Consider the following 23,122-nt stretch of genomic DNA (forward strand, 5'->3'; position numbering starts at 1 on the left):
GTAACCCTATAACAAAATATTAGAATTAACTATCTTTGGCAAGCGCCTCAAGTTTTGCCCTATTTTGAATCCAGTAGCCTGGTTTATCCTTTTTCAACACCTGATTATCTCTCAATTGTTCAAATGTGTACAGTAGATGACGATAACTAACACCTAAATAATCCGCTACCTCTGTATGTTTTTCATGATAAAACCCATCATTTTCAGTATATAAAATAAAGGCTGCCAAACGATTCATCAACGGATAATTTAGCCCTTCACTAAACCGTTCTGTTCGATTTAATACTTTTTCTGCCAAATAATAGCTGAGTTGCTGTAAAAAGACGACATCATTGAGCAGTTTTTCCCTATTATCTTGTAAAGGGATTGCCAAACAGACACACTCAGTTTGAGCAATAACATCTTTCGTACGTTCTTCCACTTCCAACAAACTTAATTCTCCAATCAATTCACCATTCTGTACAAAATGAACAATTGACTGTTTGCCATCTTCATGTAATACATAAATCTTAGCTTTTCCTTCTAATAAAATATATAACATATCCGTCCCACTATTGTAACGTATAATCCGTTCGCCTTTAGTAAAAATTCTAAGATGAGCCAACTCTTCAAGTGGTAAACTCATCATTTTTTTCATAGGTTGCCAGAAATGATTATAATCACTTGTTTCTTTTAATCGTATTTTTTTCATATTCCCCTCCAAATGTGAGATATCTCTTATTATTATTAATTGAAGCATGCTAAATTACAAGAGAAAGGACGGGATAACATGAAAAAATTTAATTTATTACTTTTATCACTCTTATTTTACACATTGACGGGACTCGGGATCAGTTTGACTATTGTTGCCCAAGTTGGCGTCAGTAGTTTTAACGCTTTAAATCTTAGTTTAGCTCATCTATTTTCACTTAAAATTGGATCAATGACAGCCATTGTTAATGGTCTTTTTCTACTACTTTATATTATCTTAACAAAAGGAAAATTAATTAGTAGTTATCTGATTCAGATCATGACGGTATTAGCACTAGGCTATGTTATTAACTTTTTTACTTATCAGGTATTTACAGGACTCACTATTAACAGTTATGCTAATCGTCTAGGTCTTTTTTTACTAGGCTCACTCATTGCTGGTTTTGGTACTGGAATGGTCTTAAATTTAAAGGTCCTGTCCTTTCCAATTGAAAGTGTTTGCCAACATCTGTCCGCTAAATGGCACGTGTCCTTTGCAACCTTACGCTATAGTGTTGATATCATCTCGGTCAGTCTGTCTCTCATGGTCTCATTTGCAAATCACTCACCTGTCTTTGTAAGAGAGGGGACCCTAATAAGTTTACTTGTACTTACCATGACTATCAGCCTAACCAAAAAAGCCTTTAACAAATTAATAACTACTGAACATCCAAACAGATTATTATTCTAACAGACAGCGATACCTTGCCTTGTCTATATGACTTTAATCCGCTTCACTATCAATAATTTTCAGAACTCTTTCAAATAATAATTTATGGCATAAAAGCTAGTATGTGGAGAACTTTACAATAACCAACGTTCTCCACATACTAGCTTAAAATTTCTCACTTGTTAGTTATCCACACGTGGATAACTTTAGCTTATTTCCTAACTGTTTCACATGACTTAATAACAATTACAAAATTAAACTCTTTCATTATTTATTAAGTATCTTCTGACATCGCCTTTGTAATATCTGCAATTGTCATAGGTGTTGGTTTAAATTCTTTTATCTTGCCTGATTGTTCCAATGCTTTTACTTTGTCTATAAATGTTTGTATATCATCATTTGGTAACACTGTTGTAAAATCAGCATAGCCATACCGCCACCATTTTAATTCTAATAACTGATCAATAATTTCTTGTGGGAAACGATATTTTAAAACTTTGGCAGGTACGCCACCCACGATAGCATAAGGTGGAACATCTTTAGTCACTAAAGCCCCTGCACCAACAATCGCACCATCTCCCACCGTCACGCCTGTTGAGACAAAACGCACATCTTGACCCACCCAGACATCATTTCCAATAATAATAGGGGAACCATTCTTAGACTTTTGTGGGACAAACGGATAGTCTACACCTCGTTCTTCTAAATAATCATTAAATGGGATAACTGTGGCATCATAGGTCAACATTGAGGTCGTAAATCGATCGGTTGGATGATTCCCAAATGTCCTGCTAACATTATTAGCTATTGAAGAATATCTCCCTATTACAGTATTAACTGGAAGAATACTCACCGTTGAACTAAATGCTCCCATCGTATGAAAATGATTGCCTTTCAAAAAAAGTGTATAGGGTTCTATGACAGCATATTCTCCAATGATTAGGCTGTCACCTTCCTTAAACCTTGTCCCTTCCATACGGGCTCTTGTGTAGACTTTTTTAGCTTTAAATAACTCCATCAATGCCTTGTTACTCTTTATATTTTTCCTTTTGTGAAGTCTTGTAAACCTAATATTGTCACAAAAAAACTGTGTGTATTTCTCATTCATATTGTATCCTCCAATGATAATAATCTACTTCAAAAATACTTATATTCACATTTTTTGTCAATTAGTAAAAATTATTTTTTTAGATAAACAAGATAGACATTATTGATTAAATTATGTTAATAGTGTTCAATAAATTTTAGAATACCTTAATAAAAACTGCCCTTTAACTTCTTACTACTCTGGATAAATTGTGTCAACATTATCTTTACAATCTATCACGTGGCATACAATTCTAGATACTAATTAGTTAGACACTCAAATCGGACTTACTTCTTTTAATAAGCTGCCATTTAATAACGAGATTTACTTTAATTTACCCTATACTGGTGAAGTTTCACCATTTTAGTATCTTTATGTACATTATCTTTGCTATCATAACCTTTGCTAGCTTTTATCCTGGCTACGTGTCCCTATCGCAACACGTTTAATCATGGTATTATCATGACAATTAAACCGACCGGGAGGAACTAATATGTTAGATTTATTACTCAAAAAAAATGAATATATGTGCCTAACCCTTTTTGAATCCCTAGCTCAAAATAATCGATTAGAAAAAACGGAATTACTAGATCAATTAACCATTAACATTAATACTTTTTCACGTTATATCGATACAATAAATTCTGACTTACGCGACATCGTACTTGATTCACCAATTTTTATCAGGCATACCTCAGAACTAGTTGAAATAATTTATGAGGGTAGCCTTTCTTTTTATACGATTTACTGTCGTCTGGCTCATCTCTATTTGGATGTTTCCAATAGTTATCGCCTTATCTGCTCTTTATTACAAAAAAATAAACAACATACTCACTCGCTACTGTTACAACTCAACCTCTCCAAAAGCTATTTGAATAAACTAATCGCTCGCATAAATGTTTATATCAAACGAACTCAGATCAAAATCAGCCAGCGTAATGGTGAGATTTTTTTTTATGGACCTGAAACGCATATTATTTTTTTTGAATTTTTAATGCAACAATTTATCTCTACCTTTTCACTCGCACCTTCCGAAAATTCAATCTTATCTTCTGATATTATGACATCCCCAAAAAAAATAGCCTACTATCATGCAGATAAAATCAATGAAATCAGGTTAAATGAAGTTCAAAAAATCTTTAAAAAACGCTATTATTCGCTTCATAAAATTAATATCCCTAATCCTTATATTAAACCAATTTTAACAATCATGCTCACTCAAACCAATCTAGTAAACGATTTTTTTACAATAATGCCACTAACTGAAGATACCCGTTTATTTGCAAATTTAATCCCTCGATTACTCTCTTCACGATTAGATTCCTCTGACACACGTCATGCAATTGTCCAAGTGCTTCTTGAAGAAAATAATACCATGACAAAAGATCTTGTTCATCTTACTCAAAAATTAGTGGATAATTTTATTCCTAACTTGGATACATCCCAAGATATTTTTTATGATTTTCTATATGTTGCTCATCTCCATACCGTTTATTTAGCCTTATTAAACTTCGATATCAAATCGTTATTTGCCAATAAGCATAGTGATTCTTGCGAATTCACTGATGCTAATCACCCACTGTACACTAAATTAGTTAGTTTATTTGAAGATCCTAAAACTTGTGCTAACATGTCTTACAAAGCAAGACAAATTATTACTAATAATAAAAAAATTTTTATTGATGCTTGTTATACTGTAATCCGTAGCTTTCAACATCCTGTTCTCAAATTATCACTCGATTTTATCAATAATTTATCCTTTGAGTATTTTTTACAAAATAGACTTAATAATACTTTTAATCGATCGCTAGAATTTGTTCAAGATATTTACCAATCTGATTTAATCATTTCAGACCACCTTGTTACTATCCCTTACACCTCGCATTTCTTCTCCTTTATTAACACCCACTCGTCTAAAAAAATGTCTGAACTACATAGCCTTATTACTGTTATGCTAAATAATAAAGCTTTATCCGATGATTATACTAACTAGACTTATAGCTCATTACAAAAAATTAGATGTCTAAGTATGAGCAACTTGCGACATTACTTTATAAAAAGAATGGTCGTTCCCATAATAAAGTACTATCCTAAAAAAATAGGTCATACCATTGTCTCAATTAAAGGATAGTTATACAGAAGTCTTTTTACAAATATTTGCCTAACAAATTACTACTACCTATCAACCAATTTTTGATAACCTTGTTTTTGTTTACCATATCTTAGATACTGAGTCGCACGCATTGAATCTTCGTCCACGTAAAAAAAATAGCCACCCCCTTGGGTCGCTATTTAACAAATAGTTATCCTGAACAATTATCAATTAGTTTAACCAAATATCAATATAAATACTGACTTTGATTTTTTTTTACCTGATTTTGCTAGTATTTATAGACTTTCAACTGAATATTTCGACTTGTTACTTGCTTACTAAATAAACCTTGCCGACTCAGCTAGAATTATTTAACTGTCAGGAACTTAGTACCCTATTTTCTCTTACTGGCAATCTCTTAACTAGCAATTAGATTCAACTAACTATCGGAGATTATTTACCTTTAAAGATTTATCAGCATGCAAACAGTATCAAGGGCATGCAAACTTAGTTTATTTTACAATGTTCGCTAACTGGCTTGTCTTGATTTTAAACTAACTAAATAACTAGTATCACAGTCCTTTATAAAAGATAATCACAGGCTGACTTATAACGGTTAATGTGTGATTATTTTTTATTATCATTCTTTTTTCTTACATTATAAATCAAATAACTTACTAATATCACTAAAATTAAACCGATTATTATTAAAATATAAACCCACCATGGTAATTTATTCACACCTTGTTCTGTCCGTTGATTAATATCTTTTGCCTGGTGCTTCGTAATTTTAAACTCACGCTGCCATTCCCAATGCCCATAATCAGAATCAGCTTTTATTAAAGCCGTGTACGTGCCATTTTTTATTTTATCTTCTGATAGTTTAACTTGATGAGGAAAAAAAGCTTGTGGAGCAAGTTGATTATTTTTTTTTGTATCAGTCACTAATATCTCACTAGCCCCAACTTTTTTTATTTCCGTTTTAACTGTCACATTCGGAACAATATTTGGATTAATATTTTGGATAGGAATTTCTAATGAAGGATGACCCATATAGGTTCCTACTTTAAGTTTGTCCAATGCTAGTTTAGCCTTTACTTGTTGATCTGATAAGGATAACATTACTTCAGTCGTATAGCCCATTTGATTGCGAATCGACATTCCAGCTTTTTCATTATCTTTTGAATTGCCTTTCTCGTTTTTATCTAGTACATAAATAGCACCTAGTATAATCCCTGGCATCTCTTCTTTCGGTGTTTTAATTGTAAACGTAGCGTCTTTTGTACTTTTAGCAGGAATGACTAATGTGTCTTGTTGTAAGCTAGCTAACTCACTCAATTTATTTTTAGCTTTTTTAATCAACTTTACTTGTGGATTTGACATGTCAATCGTCCCATCTGGTAAGGTTGTAGCATCAGTCATCATAATTGCTACTTTTCTCTCTTCCTCACCATCATTAGTCACATGCAAGACATACTCTTTTTCTTCGTTAGGAGCCATTTGAATATTATACATCGTTTGACTGGTGTCTTTTTGATTATCGGGAATTTCTGGTTTCACACTAATTGTAAATCCCTCTGCACTTGCAAAAATGGGGGAAAGTATCATGCATACTCCTACTACTAATACTAAATAAAGCTTTTTCATCTCATGTTCTCCTATTCTAAATCCAATAAAAATAAGGACCTAAGTCCTTATTTTTATTTAGCTGGTAATGCTGCAACTTGACTCTTACCTTGATTGTTAATAACTGATAAATTCCAAGTTAAGACTGAACTATAGGCTTTCGTTTTTGCTTGTTGTGCAGTTTTCTCTGGAACCGACATCGCTATATTACTATAATCAAACTGAAACTTACCTGAGGCAACTGCACCTGCTTCAGAAGTGAAGATGGCTGATGGTGCTTTTCCTGTCATAACGGTTGTTTCTGTTGATTTATTCTTCAATGCTGTATTACTTTCGACTGCAGTTACTTTTAACTTAGAAAAATCAAAAGTAATATCTGATAAGACAGCACTAGATGCTTTCTCATTGGCTACTTTAAAATTATCTGCAGCTAATTTTAGAGTCCAAGCATTTTCATCTCCTGTATAGTTACCAATCCCTGTTGACGTCAATCCCATACTTTTAGATTTTTCGCCTTCTGATAGGACTTTTCTTCCTACTTCTTCTTTACCAACTTTAAATGCTCCAAAGTCAAAAGTTGGTACTGTCACATCTGGATGGGCACCTGGTTTCGAAGGGTCATTTGGATCAACTGGCACATGTTCTAACTCACCTTTTTCAAAGTCAACATGACCTGCTGTATTAGTAGCTGCCTCTGCACCTAAACTAATACTAGCACCTCCGATGATAATTGCTGATACTACTAAAATACTAAACTTTTTTTCCATTATAATTCCTCCGTTCTTGATTTAATTGCTTTATTATTAAGAATTTTTTTTCTTAAATACCCGATTATGAACGTACTGATTACAATCAACTCCCCATAAATCTGAAGATTACTCTTCTCTCCTGTTTGGGGTAATCTACCCAATCCTTGCTTGTCATTCTCAAGATTTTTGGGTTTATTTTTATGTGTCAAATCTAATGGCTCTACCTTGTCACTCTCCTTGTTACTTATTTCTTCCGGATAAAGTGGTAACGAAGGGTTTGGCAAAAAGGTCACACTTGCTGAACTATCTGCTGAAGATAGTATTGGGCTAATCAAAAGAGCACTAATTATTAGCCCACTTACAATAAAACTTCTTTTATCTATCATCTTTTGCACCTACTTTCAAAGGAAGAGCGGTTTGATATTCTTGAAAAGATTGGTTTGAATCATTCACTTCCCAAGTAATCGTTGCGGTATAGTCTTTTGTTGGTTTTATCCATCTATAACTATTTTTACCAACCGCAACATCAGCTTTCTTATTATTAAGTGTTGTAGGAGTATCTCGATCACCAAAAGTTAAGGTGATTTCTTGCAATTGATTATCAACCGGGGTGCGATGAACAATCACTCCATCCTGCGTTAAGATTTTTTTATCAATTCGTAACGCTAGATTATCTTGTGTGATCGTTTGATGACTGTTTGGCTCTTTAAAGTTGTCAATCTTAGCACGTAAGGACCACTCTGGATGTAAGTCAGTACTTTTGACTGTCAATTGAACAGGCTTATCACCTTGATTAATCAGTAACTGTTTCTCAGCTAACATTTTTCCATGAAATGAAAAATCATTTTTGAGACTGTCCACCCATGATTGCCCTTTATATTTCAAATAAATTGTTTGGTTATTAGATTCAAAAGGAATATTAATGGCTTCTTCCTTGTTACTAATCAGATTATCACCATTAAAACTCCCTTTAAAATCAAATCTCTTTTTGCTCAAATTTGTCGGATCAATTTTTAAAGTGCCATCTTGATTGGCATCCTTAATGGTGTATTTTTTAGTAACATTAGCTAAGCCACTCTCAGATTTAGGTAACAGTGTTTTATTAGAATCTGTGTAAACGTACTTCACAGTAATTGGTTTTTTAACGTCAATCTTTAGATCATACTCATATCTGGCATAACCAGTATTGGAAAGTTTTTCAAATACTTGAACGGGTATTGTTTGTATGCCCCCTTTATCTAAGTCAATTGCTTCCTTCACTTCTTTAGAAATATTGGCATAGCCGTTAAACTTTTTGATGTCACGATTTAATCCTAAATAACTTAAAACTTTTTCATCGTTTAAATCTGAAAAAGTTTTAATTGGAACGGGTTCAATGTCTTTGGACTCTTTTAATGGCTTCGGTCCGTGGGGATTTTCAAAATGATTTAAGGTTAAATGGGAAAAAGTCGGTTGCCCATTTTGTACACCAGCCTCAAATAAATCTGTATTAAAACGTGAAAATTTCAAATTATCTCCACCCATATAACTTTGCTCACCATATAAAAATTTATCCACTGCAGTTATTTTTGTTTCCCAATTATATTGTTTGCCATGTTTATGAACGCTTTGCGCTACCACATCACCTGGGTTAATCGTCACATTTCCAAACTGTTTTTCTCCTAGTTCAATCATTTGATCTAGGGTAGTCCCACCTGGATATTGTTGCAAATACTGATTATCTTGAAGAATCTCACCTTCTCTATCTTGCTTAGCACTGACGTCAACTAGATTGTTAACACCTTGATATAAGCCGACATAGGCTTCTATCGCAACATGATTGGCATCATTAATCGCATATGGATACTCCGTTGCCGCTTTCTCACCGTAAACAGGACGTAATGATAGACCGTTTGATTCTTTTACTAACGTTAAACTCCCCATATCGGTTTTATTAAAGCCTACCGCTGGAGCGATCGTCTGCATGCCGATAGTTGCCCCATAATTAACATCAAGAGTTGCTTCTGCGTTGACCTCAAAATGTATCCCGGTCTCTGGCTTACGATAACCAACAGTTAAGGGAACTGTGATTCCTTTGTTCTTCTCAGTCGCATACATAAAATGATTGTTTCGTAATAGTTTTTTAGGTAGTTGTTCTTGCTCTGCCTTTATGTCCAATTCAGCCATGGGAATAACGTCGTCACCAACTTTCACTTCCTTGATAAAGTCTTTCGGTTGAAAAGACTGTCCCAATTTAGCAGTTACTTTTTGAGTCGTCACAATCGGTTCTTCTTCAGGTGAGATGGTAATAGGTTTTAATGGCACATTCTTTTTATCCTCTACATAATCACTGTTCTTTGTTGGTCTAAATGTAATGACTGGTTTTAAAATGTGCTTGCCTTTTGAAATAGATTTATTTGCTACCCAAACGTTAGCCGTATCTGTTATTTTCCACAACTTGTCATCTAAATACCAATTCATAAGAAACTTAGCTGAATCAAACTTGTAAACTTCTTTTTCCCCAAAAGCTGAAATTTTAATTGTTTCATCTTTTGGAATAATGTAGTTTTTTTGAGGATTAACTGCTGAATAAAAAAAGGCATTATTTAATTTTGCATCATCATGAATCGTTAAATTTTTATTAGCCAACACATAGATAGGAGCAGCAGCGTCTATATTACCAAAATCTACTTCCGGTAATTGTAATAATGAACTTAGATTAATACGCATCGGTTGTGCTAACTCTTTAGTATCAAATATATTACTTCCTCTACTTACTGATAAATCGGTTAAGCTACGTAAATCGATTTCTTCCATTTTAGGCATATTTGAGAATAACTTATAACCGTTAAGTTCCTTTAGTTTAGGTAATATCAAACGTTTAGCATTAGGAAAATCATAAAAATTGTTATAGAGTCCATCTGCATACTTAGCACCTTCTAGAGCGTCTAGTACTAGCTCTGTTCCTTTAAATCCATCAAAAGTACCGTTATGGACTATAGCTAAACCTGGCGCTTCAACCTTTTCTAAGTTACTTAAAGATGATCGACCTGAAAATATTAAGGAATTTTCATGACTACTTTTTACACTAGAATCTAATTTCAGCGTCTTCAATTTATTGTCTCGACCACTCGTCGCAAAATAAAATTGATAAGGAATAATATTTGAATGTTGTAAGACGATAGTTTCAACATTTGTCAAAGATAGTTGATTACCTGAGCCCATTGCTAAATCGTCTCTTGAAAACTCCCCATCGATTACCAAGGTCTTAACATTCCGATACTCATTTAATAACCTAGGGACAATCACTAACTGCATACTGATACACTTAGGTCTTCTTTTTAACTGAACATTCATCGTTAAACCATCGTTACTAACACTATAAGAAATTTTTGATTTTTCATCCTCTGTAATATTATCATCCATTAGATTTTGATCTACACCACTCATACCTTTTTGACTTTTTTCTTCATCAGTCTCTGCTTCACTCGCTTCTTCTTCAGGCTTACTTTCTTGATTTGTTGCTTTATCAGTCTCTGCTTCACTCGCTTCTTCTTCAGGCTTACTTTCTTGATTTGTTGCTTCTTCAGTCTCTGCTTCACTCGCTTCTTCTTCAGGCTTACTTTCTTGATTTGTTGCTTCTTCAGTCTCTGCTTCACTCGCTTCTTCTTCAGGCTTACTTTCTTGATTTGTTGCTTTATCAGTCTCTGCTTCACTCGTTTCTTCTTCAGGCTTACTTTCTTGATTTGTTGCTTTATCAGTCTCTGCTTCACTCGCTTCTTCTTCAGGCTTACTTTCTTGACTTGTTGCTTTAACAGTCTCTGCTTCACTCGTTTCTTCAGGCTTACTTTCTTGACTTGTTGTTTCTTCACTAGTGTCTTCTTCGCTTATTTTTTCACGCTTACTTATTTTAGCTGTCTCCTCACCGCCACTAGTATCACTGGCGACCATAGGTTCTTGTAATGATAGCTTTTTTATCCCTAATAAAGACTTAGTATTCCCTTTTATAATTTTATCTTTCCTATTTATTGCTAAAGTTGAAGGGCTTTGTTTAACAAACTTACTCTGCTTAAGGTTATCGTCTGTTGCTTTTACGGATAATTGGCCTAATACTATAAGACAACATAGGGTCATCCCGATTATTATTTTTTTAGTCATCACATTCTCCTAGCTTTCATCGTCTCTTTTTATTCAAGTCAAAATATCTCCTTGACGCTATGTCCTCATAATAAATGCTTTTTATCCGAATTTATTATATATATCTGAATGAATCACCCCATTAGTGGATAATTAAGTGCAATAACGACGGTAATATAGTTAAAATTAGGATTACTATAGAGTCATATTTTGATTGAAATTTGTTAAAATAAAAAAACACCACAGTCGACGAATGCCAACTGCGGTGTTTTTATGTTATTATCTAGCTTCTTAAGCCACGTCCTTTTTCTATTAAATACCATGCTACTATATATAAACCTACTATAAAGACAATCAAAATTGTCATAGAAATACCTACCGGTACGTCAACTGTTCCTAAGAAACCATAACGAAAACCAGAGATCATATAAACAATCGGATTGATTTTTGACACAGCTTGCCAAAATGGTGGCAACATTGAGATGGCATAGAATACGCCACCTAAGTAAGTTAGAGGCTGTAAGACAAAGGTTGGAACAATTGAAACATCATCATATGAACGCGCAAATATACCATTAATTAAACCTGCTAATGAAAAAACAATAGCTGTCATTAATAAAGTAATGATCACAATCGGCCATGATACCACATGTAAAGGAACAAAGAATAATGAGATAATCGTAACTAAAGACCCTACTAAAATACTACGACCAAGGCCACCAATCACAAACCCCCAAATAATGATATGGGTTGGGACAGGTGCAACTAAAATTTCTTCAATATTTTTTTGAAACTTCTGTGAAAAGAAAGAAGACGAGACGTTGGCGTAAGAACTGGTAATTGCCGACATCATAATCAAACCTGGAACAATAAATTCCATGTAAGAAAAACCGCCCATCTCACCGATCCGTCCCCCAATCATTTTGCCAAAAATAACAAAATATAGTGACGTTGTAATAACTGGCGGAACTAAGGTTTGAACCCAAATTCTCAAATAACGATTTGTTTCCTTATAAGCTAAACTCTTTAACGCTGTAATATATAAACTAAGCATGATTATCCTCCACTTGCTGTGTGTCTTCCGTAATTTTTAAGAATAATTCTTCTAAACGGTTTGATTTATTCCGCATTGATAATACTTTAATATTTTGCGCTGTTAATTGTGCAAAAATATCATTAACTCCTTGATTACGCTCAACTTCAACAACAAGTGTCTGGTCATCTTCAAGAAAACTTTGATAGTTTTGAATCACAGGAATGCTCTCTGATTGTTCTAAATCAAAGATAAATGTTTCATATTGTAATTTTGATAATAAATTTTTCATACTGGTATTTTCAATCACTTCACCTGACTGAATAATTCCAATGTTACGGCATAACATTTCTGCCTCTTCTAAGTAATGAGTAGTCAAAATAATTGTCGTTCCTTGTCGATTTAACTCTTGTAAAAAGGTCCACATTTCACGACGCAATTCAATATCGACTCCTGCTGTTGGTTCATCTAAAATCAGTAACCGTGGTTCATGCATCAAAGCACGAGCAATCATCAGACGACGTTTCATGCCACCTGACAACATACGAGCCTTCACATCGCGTTTTTCCCATAAATTGGATTGTTTCAAATATTTTTCGCTGCGTTTTATCGCTTCTTTACGTGACACACCATAGTAACCTGCTTGATTGACTACTATTTGTTGCACCGTTTCAAACGGATTAAAGTTAAATTCTTGAGGGACTAAACCAATTTGTTGTTTAGCACGAACCAAATCTGTATCCAGATCATAATCAAAGACCTTAACTGACCCTGACGTTTTATTAACTAATGAGGTAATAATCCCTATTGTTGTTGATTTTCCCGCTCCGTTTGGACCTAACAAAGCATAAAAATCACCCTCTTCAACCGTTAAATCAATTCCTCGCAACGCTTCAACACCTGTGTCATAAACTTTTTTTAAGCCATTTATTTCTAATGCATTTGTCATAGTTATCTTGACTCCTTCTTTATAAACTCTCTTTTCAACTTGTCTACTAAAAAACTAATCTCCCTACTTCGTTATCTCTGGTATTAGATACTGAATGCTTGCTGAAAAAACTTTCATTTTTTCAAGATTAAGTGAATAATTATGCCACGTCCCAACTTTCCTAGTCTGAACGATCCCCGCACATATCAAAACTTTCATATGATGAGATAGGGTGGGTTGGGTGAAGTCAAAGTGCTCTAGTAACTCACAGGCGCACCGCTCTCCTTGAGACAATAGATCAATGATTTGAACCCGATTTGGATCACCTAAGGCTTTACAAAATTTAGCTGTTTCCTCATAATTCATTGCTTCTCCTCCTATAGATAGAAGTTCTTCTATCTATAATATAGAGATTTATCTATCTATTGTCAACCCTAGATTAATCACAAGTCATCTATAAGTCTCTTGCCCTATTTCTCTCATAATTATCAATAAAAAAATAAATCCATATTAGATTACTAATTAATTTTAAAAAAACTAGCTAAAATAGAATAATATGACGACTAATATAGCAGGCTTATCTTCTAAATAAAAAAGGTCATCGTTTTAAAAAAGTTATTTCACGATTTTTTCCACCTATGAAAGACACTCCTACACTATACTCATAAAATAAAATGAGACTTGCTTGAACAAAAATCATAGTTTTATCAGCACTACCTGATAACTCATTTTACAATAAAAAATAACCGGTTAACTCCTCCAAGTTATTACACGGTTATTTTTAATTTTTTTACTTATCATGTCACAATTAACTATTTGATCCTCAACTATTCTTATTCGCACTATTATTTCAAGTTTTTTTCATAACGTTCATAGCTTCCGATGAAGCTAAAACAGGGATTGAAATAGTAAAACTGACTAATAAACTAATTAGAACTAGCTTACTACTCACATTAACTTGATTTATTAAGATCAATAACTGTTTCAAATAAAAATGGTACTAACAAATAACTCAACCGAGCCCAAAAGGGAGTCATTTTTAATTTGTAAATAGATATTCTTTAACAACCATAAATAAACTAACTATATTCCTTGAAAGGACAGCTTAAAAATTAATGGCATCCCGTTATCAAACACAATCGATGCTGCTAGTATAGCAAACCTCACGTATAACAATTAGTCATTAAATAACAACCCTCCCTATTTATTTCCCATTTAAAAATAACTAGAGGGTGTTACTATCCTCTATAATTCGATTAAACCTGTCTTATTTAATTGATAAATTTTAGTCCCAATTTCTTTGATATATTTACGGTCATGGGAGACACTAATAATCGTTCCCTTAAAATTTGTTAACTCTTGATATAAAAGAGGATTCGTAATCGGGCTTAGGTTACGAGTAGGCTCGTCTAAAATAAGGCATTCGGCTTCATCTAAAATTAAAGATAATAGCAAAATTTTAGCTTGTTGGCCACCACTCAACTCTTCCATTGGTATTTGCATTTCTTCACGAGTAAAATTAACATTTCCTAACATTGTAAATATCTTCGTTTTTTCATCAGCGTCCCCTTGCCTAGTTAAAAATTGACTAGCTGATTGATCTAAGTCTAGTACTTCACCATAATTTTGTGGCATATAGCCTACCTTCTTATCCCCAAGCTGTTGATAAATTTCTTTAAGTAAGGTTGTTTTTCCACAACCGTTATTGCCGGTAATCACAATTTTATCTCCCAATAACACAGGTAAATGAATAGCTCCTGCTAGTTTCCCTTTTTTATTTTCTAACACCGGGAGATCAATTGTTGCTATTTTTTTACCTACAATCGCCTTATCTAAATAAGCAAAACTAAAGAAACTTTCTTTTTCATAAGCCTTAATATCGGATACCCCTGCTTGCTCTTTTTCTAAACGTGTCCGTTGATTTTTTAGACTCGCTACTTTTTTTTGCAGACGAGGATCTGCTCGATTAACATTTTGATGTTGATGTTCAGCTTTATTCCACACACGTTGCAATTTTTCTTCTTTTTGATGCAACACTTTGCGTTGCGCGAGTGTCTCATGTTGTTCTTTAGCAATACGTGAGGCCCTACGCTGACGATAGCTGTCATATCCTTGATTGTCTAACGTGTGAATTGGTTGATCTTTTCGCCCAGCTAGTTCTAGATGTAGCAACCGTGTAGCTGTCTGTTCAATAAAGTGCTCATCATGAGACACATAAATCACTGGGATAGACGTTGTTTTAATAAACCTTTCTAACCAATTAATAGCCTGTAAATCAACATCATTAGTCGGCTCATCTAATAAAATCATTTCTGGGGAACTAGCTAATAACGCCAATAACTGATACCTGATTTTTTCACCACCAGATAACGTCTGAAGTTTTTGTTCACTAAAAATAGTATCAATTTCAAATTCTTTCAGTGCTTTTAAAAATGTTTCATTCCAATCAACGTCATGAAATAAGTCGGCAATTGTTAACTGTTCATCAGTTGCTGCTTGCTGAGCTAGATAACCAATTTTTGTTGTATCAGTTATAACATCACCAGTCAATTCAACAAAATCTGGGAGATATTCCTTACCACGCATTACTCTTAGTAAGGTTGATTTACCATTACCTTCCTCACCAATGATTGCCAATTTATCTCCGGGATTAATAGTCAAATTTAGACCTCTTACTAATTGACGTCCTGTCTTTCTTTCTTGTAGTCCTATATTTCTTAAAGTCATCATTTTCTTCACCTACTTTATGTATTTAGGCTTTGTTCGTTAGCTTGTCTAACAATTTATTCGCCTCCTTCGGCATACAAAAAAACACCCCTGTATATACAGGGGTGCTCAAAAATAATCATCGTTATAGTAATTATTTTATAGAAAGAAGACGCACTCGACCTGTTTATTTATAAGAATAGTATTTCTTTTAAATAAAACAGTGTTCAAATGCGCCAACTCCTTACATGTTATAATTTCTTTTATCTTAACAAACAAAAACTTATTCTGTCAATATTTTTTACTAATTTTTTCTTTTATCTTTTCTAATTAGACTAAAAAACGGCCAGATTGTTCATTTAACTACTAGTTTTTTGAGTGAATTTTCCTTTCAACTCATTTATTTCTTATGAAAAAAAATTATTTGTGCTACGATATTTTTTGTACCTAATCAAAGGTAACTGTTTTATTATTTTAGGAGGAAATCAGTTTGTTATTTCATATGCGTCTACCCCGTAATACTAAAGAATTCATTTTATTTTTAGGTATCATTTCAATTATTTCAGTTTGCCTGATTGGTTCTCTGATTATTGGCTTTGAAACAGGATTTAATTTAGAAATTTGGCAGCACTCTTTAAAACGTCTCCCTTTCATTTGGTTAGCAGTAGTGACAATCGTTTTATTAGTCCATCCACTAGCAGATCGACTTGCAAAAAAAATCATGGCAGAAGATGACAGCTTTAATAGCCAAATGATTGTCACAACATTATGTAATGTTCTAATGATTTCGATATTAATGACCATTATTGGGACTTGGATCGGCACAGGGACCGTTTCGCTAGACCCCCTTTATCATTTTTTCTACAAATGGCCACGTAACTTTGCTATCGCCTTTGCAGTAGAAGCTCTTCTCGCGCAACCCATTGCTCGCCAAGTTATGTATCTCATCCATACTCATTAGACATTATTAAAAAGGCAAGCCTGTTAATTGATAACAGACTTGCCTTTTTGTTAGTTAAGAATCATTATTAGGTGACAAAAAACGACGCCTTTGGTATCTCTTTATAAAAAAACTACATTTGTTTACTTTGATAGGCTGCTAAAATTAAGTTGCCCCTAGCTATAATCATCTCATTAACTGCTTTCAGGTTTTCTTGAGTAGGTCTGTCTAAATTAAGCAACTCTTTTAATTCTCCCTGCTCATTAATAAATGGGCTTAGAAAGTTAGCTGTCAGATATTCTTCCCAATTAATTCCCTTATAGTGTTTGAGAATTCTTTCTTCTATGGGGCTACCATCTGAAGATCTAGACCCAGTCAATAATGCTCTCACTTTTTCTAAATAATAATAAGCTGAATCATTGTGGCTAAATCCTTTTAGTTGATTAAGACTTTTACCTTGATCAATACGTTGATCAAATGGATAGAGAATAACATTACCAATAGCATGTATGTAGTGTAACAACTTCTCTATTTCTGATTTTATTTCTGTAGAATGAGTCAAAACACTCTCTTTGCTAGCTAAATCTGACAAGATGTCGGGTAATTTTTTATTACTATAACGATTACCTGCTTGCTCTCGATATTTTGTTAAAAAGCCACTTACATTCTGATAAAACATCGGAGCTAAAAAACTTGATGGACCAATTAAAGTATCTCCTTTATAGGTTTTTCCATTCTTATCACATAACTGATATTTCTGAGTACTATAAGCTTGTGTGTCTAAGTTCCAGTCCATAATCTCTGCAAAGAGTGCCATCGTCATATAACTGACATCTAAATCGTAACCATCCTCTGCTTTACGGTAATTTTCAAATAATTGATAGCCAGATCCTTGCCCATATTCATTGAGATATTCTTTAAAATCGGTTGTAGCTGTGATTTCCAACGTTCTATCAACCTTATCATAACTTCCTCGTAACTGTTCAAAATTTAACTGTACCATAAGTCATTCCTCCATTAATTAGTTTTTATTAGTTTTGACAAGTAAACTAATTAAATACTGTTTATACATAAAATCCAGACCTTGCTGTCATACACTCAAGAGCCTTCTACTAGATATAAGCCTTGCCACTCAACTTCCGCTGATTCTCGTACTAACTCAAAGCAACTCAACTAGAGCAGTTACTCAAAAACTTTTAGAAACTCACTTTCATTTAAGTTCCAGTGTTAAGTCATAATTTCCCCCATTATTTCTTACTTTCACTCATCACTAACGATGTTAGAAGAGGCTAATTATTCACGCTAAGTGCATTTCCTTAATTTATCCATTAATTTTTTCTTAGTTATTTAAATGGTATAAACCCATTGTCTAATAAAAAGGAAGTAGTTACTAGTCATTTTTACTAATTTCCCACATTCACTATTAGTACCCAAGATAAGCGCTACATGGTCTTCTTTAATATCAGCAATAGTTAATTTTTTAGCATAACATCTAAAAATATTTTCCCTCAGCTTTATTTAAATTGTTTTCCCCCTACTGTAAGCGATATGAATAGAAGGAATTGGTTCTGGCTAGCACTAAAGGGAGTATGGGTTAAAATCTTCTGACACCCAATCTCTCCTTGACGACTGTCCGTATCAATTGTCTCCCAACTGTCGTCATTTAGCGTGCTATTTTTTTAACCATACCATAATTGACTTTTAATTTTCTCAAATCGTTGCAAATTAAGCGATGTCACAAGTAGCGCTTGATTATTAATTGTATGATATTGAAAGAAAAATAAATACTTACCGTAACACTCAATCTCTTGCTCTTCTAAATATATTTTTCTATGCCAATTTGGACGAGGAACCACTCTTTGACTAGCTATAATCAAAATATCCTCCTGCCAATACCAATCAAAAGGTACTTGAAAGGTTTTAAATATCCAGTGATCTTGCTTCACATGATTGATTCTTGTTAATTCTAAGGTATCACAATTTAAGACACCGATTGATAACTCATTACTAAAGGCTAAGGTGGTTTCTTTCATTAACATTTCCTCCTAACAATTAACTACATATGTTATACTACCACTATCAGACGACAATATACGTCGCAAGGAGGACTCTATGGAAAAAATAACAGGACGTGAACGACTTTTAAAAATTTTCTTCCACTTAACTAACGGAGGACAAATCAATCCTCAACAATTAGCCTTAGACTATCAATGCACGGAACGCTCAATTCAACGTGATCTAAAATTAATCAGAGAGCTCCTAACAGATGCCTCGCTGCTAATTGATTCAGCCCCCACTCCTACACCCGAACTTGTTGCTGTCTCAGGAATCGATGAGATAGCTTACCGACTTGAGCAACACAACTTATACACTAGTGCTGAAGCATTTGTCATTGCCAAATTACTTTTAACTAGTCGAGCTTTTACCAAAGATGAGCTGACACGCATGATGACTGTTCTATTCTCTCACCTTGATTCGGACACGCAAAACTGTTTACATGACTTAACTAAGAGTGAAGAATACCACTATCAACAAGTTTCTCATCAAAAACCGATCTTAACCTTACTGCAATCTTTTATTGAGCACATCACTAAAAAGCAAACACTTATGACTACCTATTGTCTCCCAAAACATGACTCAATTGTAGAAATATATGGTGTCCCTCTTTCACTGATGTTCTCAGAAAATTATTTTTACGTTAAAATGTACAGCCATCATTCTGACAAATTGCTAACCTTACGCTTAGATCGCTTCCAAAAGATAAGTCTAGCAAAAAAAGCTTTGACTGTACCTCAAGCTAAAAAAATAGAAGATGGTATTATACAGAAGAAAAGTTTGTATATGTTCTCCTCAGGTAGCGATTTTGGTTTCACCTTTCGCTACTGGGGAGCACCTGAAATCGTTCAAGATAAATTTCCAGAGGCAGAGATTACTTACCCAAAAGATCAAAACTATATTGAAGTCAAGGCTTGTTCTTATGAAGATGGCGTCATTTTTTGGTTACTCAGTCAAGGCAATAACGCTCAAGTAACGCACCCCCTTTCACTAGTAACTAAAATGACAGAAAAAATAAAAGAAATGGCTACACTCTATCAACTAGTACCCTAAAAATCTCCTAAAAAAATAAGCTAAAAAGCCATGTTCAAAGTAAGACATGGCTTTAGCTTGATACAAACAACCAATAAAAAATAGCAACCCCTGGATGATGTTGATAGATCACTCTCACTATCATGACAATTGAATAAATGATTGAAAACTCAACGACACTGCCGATCTCTTTTAATTGATGTACCAGTAAATTACCTCTCTTTCATCTGCAATAGGTTAAAGTAACTAGTCAAATAACTTTCAAGTAGAAATCATTTCAATAAGGAGACAGTAGTAGGCCTATTACCTGATTCAATCCGGTTTCCATATGATCAATATGGGGAAACCAGTTTTTGTATGCCCCAATAACTATACTAACCAATCTCCAGTAGACTAAACATAGATTTTCTAGCTTAAGCAACTATCAATCAGTTATTATCCCATACGATGGTTCCTCCTAAACCAACTAGTAGTATTTGTGTTATACTTAGTTATATATTAAAAAATAACAGGAGGAGATTTCCATGAAAAAGACTAATTTTATCGTGATTTTTTGGTTAGTTCTAGCTCTAATTTTTACGATTGTACTCCTTTTTAACTTATCAACTATTTTTGAAAGTATCTCTTACATGATTATTCCAACGACCTCTTCTGACTCTTATATGTCTAGTGACGATGTTAAACGCTCACTCATCTCAAGCGTACCCATGGCACTCATTGCCCTTATCGGTATGTTTACTAGTATTAGAGCTGGTTTGAAAGTCTACAAAAATTTAACTGTTGGATAACAATAAAAGAACCATAATGTCGATAGTATGACATTATGGTTCTTTTTATTTAATTAGTTATAAGCCTATTCACTGTTATTAAAAATAGGACCTATTACAGATAATCAGTATGATTAGTATAGAAAAAAACCTATTTATCAATTCAATGATAATAATGTGAGATACCTTTACAATTTAAACTAATACCAAGCAAGCCACTCTCTGCTATGTTTTATTATTTTTTGCAGCCTTTAACTTCCGTCTCATCACATAAAGAATAATAAGTAGCAATACTACTAAAAGAATTACAACTAGAATCATGATTTTCATCATTTGACTCATCCGCTCAATACTCACAGATTCTTCATTAAGTTTTTTGGCAACGTCTGTTTTTATTTCAAACAATTCATTCCACTGCCAATCTCCATAAGGGGAATTAACTTTGATATGAGCGATATAACTTCCAGCTTTGTAAGTATCTTTCCCCATCTCAACATAATGATGAAACGTACTATTAGGAGCAAAACTGATTCCTTTCAATTCATCTTTATACAATATTTCTTTTTCATTTTTTTTCGTGACGTCTACATGATACTTAGCTTCTGGCAATAAATTATTAACAGGATTATCCAGACTAATTTTTAATGCATTACGACCACCAGTTAATTCAGGGCTAACTTTATTAAATACCAAATCTGCATCAATATTTTCTTCTGATTCAACCACGACGACTGGGATTGAGTATGAAAAAGCATTTTTAATCATGCTAGTTCCTTTTTTATCGGCTTCTTGTTCAATCAACAGTCCTCCTAATAAGATGCCAGAAAAGGGCTTTTTCGGTAAAGTGATTTTGATTTTAATTCCTTTTTTTTCATAGCCATTTAAGGTGAATTTCTCAGTGTAATCTGCTAATTTAGCTAAAGATAACTCTTTATTTATTACTTTTTGATCTGCTGTATAATTGACAATTCCTTGATTATTTGTAGCGGCATCTTTCATCCCTGTTTTTAATGAAATGGGTTGATCACTTTCATTTTTAATTTCTAATGCCAATTCTACAGTTTTTCCAGCTTCGCCTTTTAGTTTAAAATCAGTCTGAGAATCATCCATTTTTTGCTCTGTTTGCTTGATTGTTGGTGTGAAATTCAGTTTATTTTCACTAGCTAAAGCTGAATTTCCTAGACCTAAACTAATTAAAATGAGTGTCATCATAACTAGCCTTTTTAATTTTTTTAACATAGACATGTTCTCCTTTTATTACACTAAATAATTAATAAAAAACGAGACCAGTGAGCCTCGTTTTTTTATTAAAGATTATTTTGTTGTTGGTGCCATAAATCCTGTTTTAGTAGCAGCAAGTTCACCACTTAGATTCCAGTTTAAATCAGCTTTATAACTACCTTTACGAATTTTACCTACTTCTGATTGAGGAATTACCAAATTAATATCAGAATCGCTTTCAAGTACTTCCCCATCAACCTTACTTGTCATCCCCATTGACCATGTTCCACGAGCACCATCACCTGATGCAGTGATTAATGTTTGCCCATCTGCATCATCTAAATTAATACTTTGTGCTTGCCATTCAGGTTTTTCAGCTGGTACTTCTTGGTTAGTAGATCCTGTTGCAAAAATTGGAGCTGATGTAAAATCAATGTGTGCTCCTGTGATTTTAGCACTATCAGTTCTAGTTCCCTCTTCTTTAGCAACTTTGTTTAAAGAACTTGCTTTAACTGACAAGGTCCAATTTGGAGAATCTTCCCCACGTAAGTCAGACACTTGGACGAAGTGAGCTAACTTCTGATCACCTTTTCTTAATACTGGTAATTTTAAATCTTGACCACTATTTTTAATTTCACTTGAACCAAAATCAAAGTTTGAAGCCCAGTCAATTCTTAAAGCTCCAGCTCCACCATGCTCACCGCCATCTTCTGGAGGTTCAACTTCTTCTCCTGGTTTACCTGGATCTGTTGGTGGTGTTTCTCCTGAATCGTTAGTCGTAAATTCTACTTTAGCTGTTGTCGTCACATTAGTTGCTGATTTTTCTTCCTCAGCATTCACTAGCATTGCTCCTGATGTTCCTAAAATTGTTGTTGCCATAACTAAACCAACTACCTTTGTCGTTTTCATAATTAATCATTCTCCTTTTGTTTATTTTTTTTATATAATAATCCGACCATCACTAATATAATTAAGCCGAAAATTAGTATCTTATTATTTTTTAGTTCGCCTGTTTGCGGAAAATTTTTTGAAGTTTTGCCTTCATTATCTAATTTTTTAGTCTTTTCCGGTTTTTTTAAACTATCACCTTTTTTACTTAACTCTATTGCCTTTTTTGGAGTAGTTTTATCCTTCGTTGGTTTTTTAAAGATCTTACCTGAAGGATCTTTTTGCTCTTTATCATCTTGTTTATCTGGTACTGCAATTGTTGGCGGTAGTGGGGGTTGAAGTGGCGGTGCATCATTTAAAAATTCAATTTCAGCATGCGTCACTACTTCATCAACTTGATCCGCATAAGTCATCAGCGTCCCTAGACTACCTAAAACTACACTTAGTAAAGTCGCGAGCACTATTTTTTTTAATGTCATACTT

At 33.7% G+C, this 23,122-nt stretch carries 20 protein-coding genes; 5 read left to right on the plus strand and 15 right to left on the minus strand.

Annotated features, from left to right (window positions below; all coding sequences use genetic code 11):
- Nucleotides 1–25: 25 nt before the first annotated feature.
- The gene (gene yeiL, locus OL234_RS08950) at nt 26–691 is read right to left on the minus strand and encodes a transcriptional regulator YeiL (RefSeq protein WP_275468885.1); all 666 of its coding nucleotides are present in this window, start codon (nt 689–691) and stop codon (nt 26–28) included.
- A 78-nt stretch (nt 692–769) separates the two neighbouring features.
- Between yeiL and OL234_RS08955 the strand changes: the two genes are divergently transcribed.
- Nucleotides 770–1,420, plus strand: a complete 651-nt coding sequence (locus tag OL234_RS08955) for a YczE/YyaS/YitT family protein (protein ID WP_275468886.1) — start codon at nt 770–772, stop codon at nt 1,418–1,420.
- A gap of 253 nt (nt 1,421–1,673) precedes the next feature.
- Here OL234_RS08955 and OL234_RS08960 read toward each other — a convergent pair whose 3' ends face one another.
- Nucleotides 1,674–2,420, minus strand: coding sequence for a CatB-related O-acetyltransferase (locus OL234_RS08960; protein ID WP_437184446.1), 747 nt, complete (start codon nt 2,418–2,420; stop codon nt 1,674–1,676).
- Between the two features lie 559 nt (nt 2,421–2,979).
- Here OL234_RS08960 and OL234_RS08965 point away from each other — a divergent pair.
- The gene (locus OL234_RS08965) at nt 2,980–4,479 is read left to right on the plus strand and encodes a helix-turn-helix domain-containing protein (protein ID WP_275468887.1); all 1,500 of its coding nucleotides are present in this window, start codon (nt 2,980–2,982) and stop codon (nt 4,477–4,479) included.
- A gap of 726 nt (nt 4,480–5,205) precedes the next feature.
- Here OL234_RS08965 and OL234_RS08970 read toward each other — a convergent pair.
- The 8 genes from OL234_RS08970 to OL234_RS09005 form a co-directional block, all read right to left on the minus strand.
- Nucleotides 5,206–6,225, minus strand: a complete 1,020-nt coding sequence (locus OL234_RS08970; protein ID WP_275468888.1) for a WxLIP family cell surface protein — start codon at nt 6,223–6,225, stop codon at nt 5,206–5,208.
- A 53-nt stretch (nt 6,226–6,278) separates the two neighbouring features.
- Nucleotides 6,279–6,971: a WxL domain-containing protein gene (locus tag OL234_RS08975; protein WP_275468889.1), complete on the minus strand. Its 693-nt coding sequence runs from the start codon at nt 6,969–6,971 to the stop codon at nt 6,279–6,281.
- The gene (locus OL234_RS08980) at nt 6,971–7,339 is read right to left on the minus strand and encodes an LPXTG cell wall anchor domain-containing protein (protein ID WP_275468890.1); all 369 of its coding nucleotides are present in this window, start codon (nt 7,337–7,339) and stop codon (nt 6,971–6,973) included. The genes OL234_RS08975 and OL234_RS08980 overlap by 1 nt, the downstream gene beginning before the upstream one ends.
- Nucleotides 7,329–11,090: a hypothetical protein gene (locus tag OL234_RS08985; RefSeq protein ID WP_275468891.1), complete on the minus strand. Its 3,762-nt coding sequence runs from the start codon at nt 11,088–11,090 to the stop codon at nt 7,329–7,331. The genes OL234_RS08980 and OL234_RS08985 overlap by 11 nt, the downstream gene beginning before the upstream one ends.
- A 262-nt stretch (nt 11,091–11,352) precedes the next feature.
- The gene (locus OL234_RS08990) at nt 11,353–12,123 is read right to left on the minus strand and encodes an ABC transporter permease (protein WP_275468892.1); all 771 of its coding nucleotides are present in this window, start codon (nt 12,121–12,123) and stop codon (nt 11,353–11,355) included.
- On the minus strand, nt 12,116–13,051 hold the full coding sequence (locus OL234_RS08995) for an ABC transporter ATP-binding protein (protein WP_275468893.1): 936 nt from the start codon (nt 13,049–13,051) through the stop codon (nt 12,116–12,118). The genes OL234_RS08990 and OL234_RS08995 overlap by 8 nt, the downstream gene beginning before the upstream one ends.
- A 63-nt stretch (nt 13,052–13,114) precedes the next feature.
- On the minus strand, nt 13,115–13,396 hold the full coding sequence (locus OL234_RS09000) for an ArsR/SmtB family transcription factor (RefSeq protein ID WP_275468895.1): 282 nt from the start codon (nt 13,394–13,396) through the stop codon (nt 13,115–13,117).
- An 879-nt stretch (nt 13,397–14,275) separates the two neighbouring features.
- Nucleotides 14,276–15,760 (minus strand): ATP-binding cassette domain-containing protein, encoded by a 1,485-nt coding sequence (locus OL234_RS09005; RefSeq protein WP_275468896.1) that lies wholly within the window; start codon nt 15,758–15,760, stop codon nt 14,276–14,278.
- A 466-nt stretch (nt 15,761–16,226) separates the two neighbouring features.
- On the opposite strand from OL234_RS09005, the gene OL234_RS09010 reads away from it, so the two are divergent.
- Nucleotides 16,227–16,697: a DUF2798 domain-containing protein gene (locus tag OL234_RS09010; RefSeq protein WP_275468897.1), complete on the plus strand. Its 471-nt coding sequence runs from the start codon at nt 16,227–16,229 to the stop codon at nt 16,695–16,697.
- 112 nt (nt 16,698–16,809) lie between these two features.
- Here the strand turns inward: OL234_RS09010 and OL234_RS09015 are convergent, their stop codons facing one another.
- Together OL234_RS09015 and OL234_RS09020 are read right to left on the minus strand one after the other, a co-directional pair.
- A complete protein-coding gene (locus tag OL234_RS09015; protein ID WP_275468898.1) occupies nt 16,810–17,679 on the minus strand; it encodes a hypothetical protein in 870 nt (289 codons plus the stop codon).
- 676 nt (nt 17,680–18,355) lie between these two features.
- Nucleotides 18,356–18,709: a hypothetical protein gene (locus tag OL234_RS09020; RefSeq protein WP_275468899.1), complete on the minus strand. Its 354-nt coding sequence runs from the start codon at nt 18,707–18,709 to the stop codon at nt 18,356–18,358.
- A gap of 79 nt (nt 18,710–18,788) precedes the next feature.
- Between OL234_RS09020 and OL234_RS09025 the strand changes: the two genes are divergently transcribed.
- Nucleotides 18,789–19,784 (plus strand): helix-turn-helix transcriptional regulator, encoded by a 996-nt coding sequence (locus OL234_RS09025; protein WP_275468900.1) that lies wholly within the window; start codon nt 18,789–18,791, stop codon nt 19,782–19,784.
- A 503-nt stretch (nt 19,785–20,287) separates the two neighbouring features.
- Nucleotides 20,288–20,551, plus strand: a complete 264-nt coding sequence (locus tag OL234_RS09030; protein ID WP_275468901.1) for a hypothetical protein — start codon at nt 20,288–20,290, stop codon at nt 20,549–20,551.
- Nucleotides 20,552–20,755: 204 nt separating this feature from the next.
- Here OL234_RS09030 and OL234_RS09035 read toward each other — a convergent pair whose 3' ends face one another.
- From OL234_RS09035 to OL234_RS09045, 3 genes are all read right to left on the minus strand, one after another.
- Entirely contained in the window at nt 20,756–21,769 is a 1,014-nt protein-coding gene (locus tag OL234_RS09035; RefSeq protein WP_275468902.1) for a DUF3324 domain-containing protein, read from the minus strand.
- A gap of 75 nt (nt 21,770–21,844) precedes the next feature.
- Entirely contained in the window at nt 21,845–22,660 is an 816-nt protein-coding gene (locus tag OL234_RS09040; protein ID WP_275468903.1) for a WxL domain-containing protein, read from the minus strand.
- 2 nt (nt 22,661–22,662) lie between these two features.
- Nucleotides 22,663–23,118: an LPXTG cell wall anchor domain-containing protein gene (locus OL234_RS09045; RefSeq protein ID WP_275468904.1), complete on the minus strand. Its 456-nt coding sequence runs from the start codon at nt 23,116–23,118 to the stop codon at nt 22,663–22,665.
- Between the last annotated feature and the right edge of the window lie 4 nt (nt 23,119–23,122).

The sequence above is a fragment of the Vagococcus intermedius genome (genome assembly GCF_029144185.1).
Lineage (GTDB): Bacteria > Bacillota > Bacilli > Lactobacillales > Vagococcaceae > Vagococcus_D > Vagococcus_D intermedius.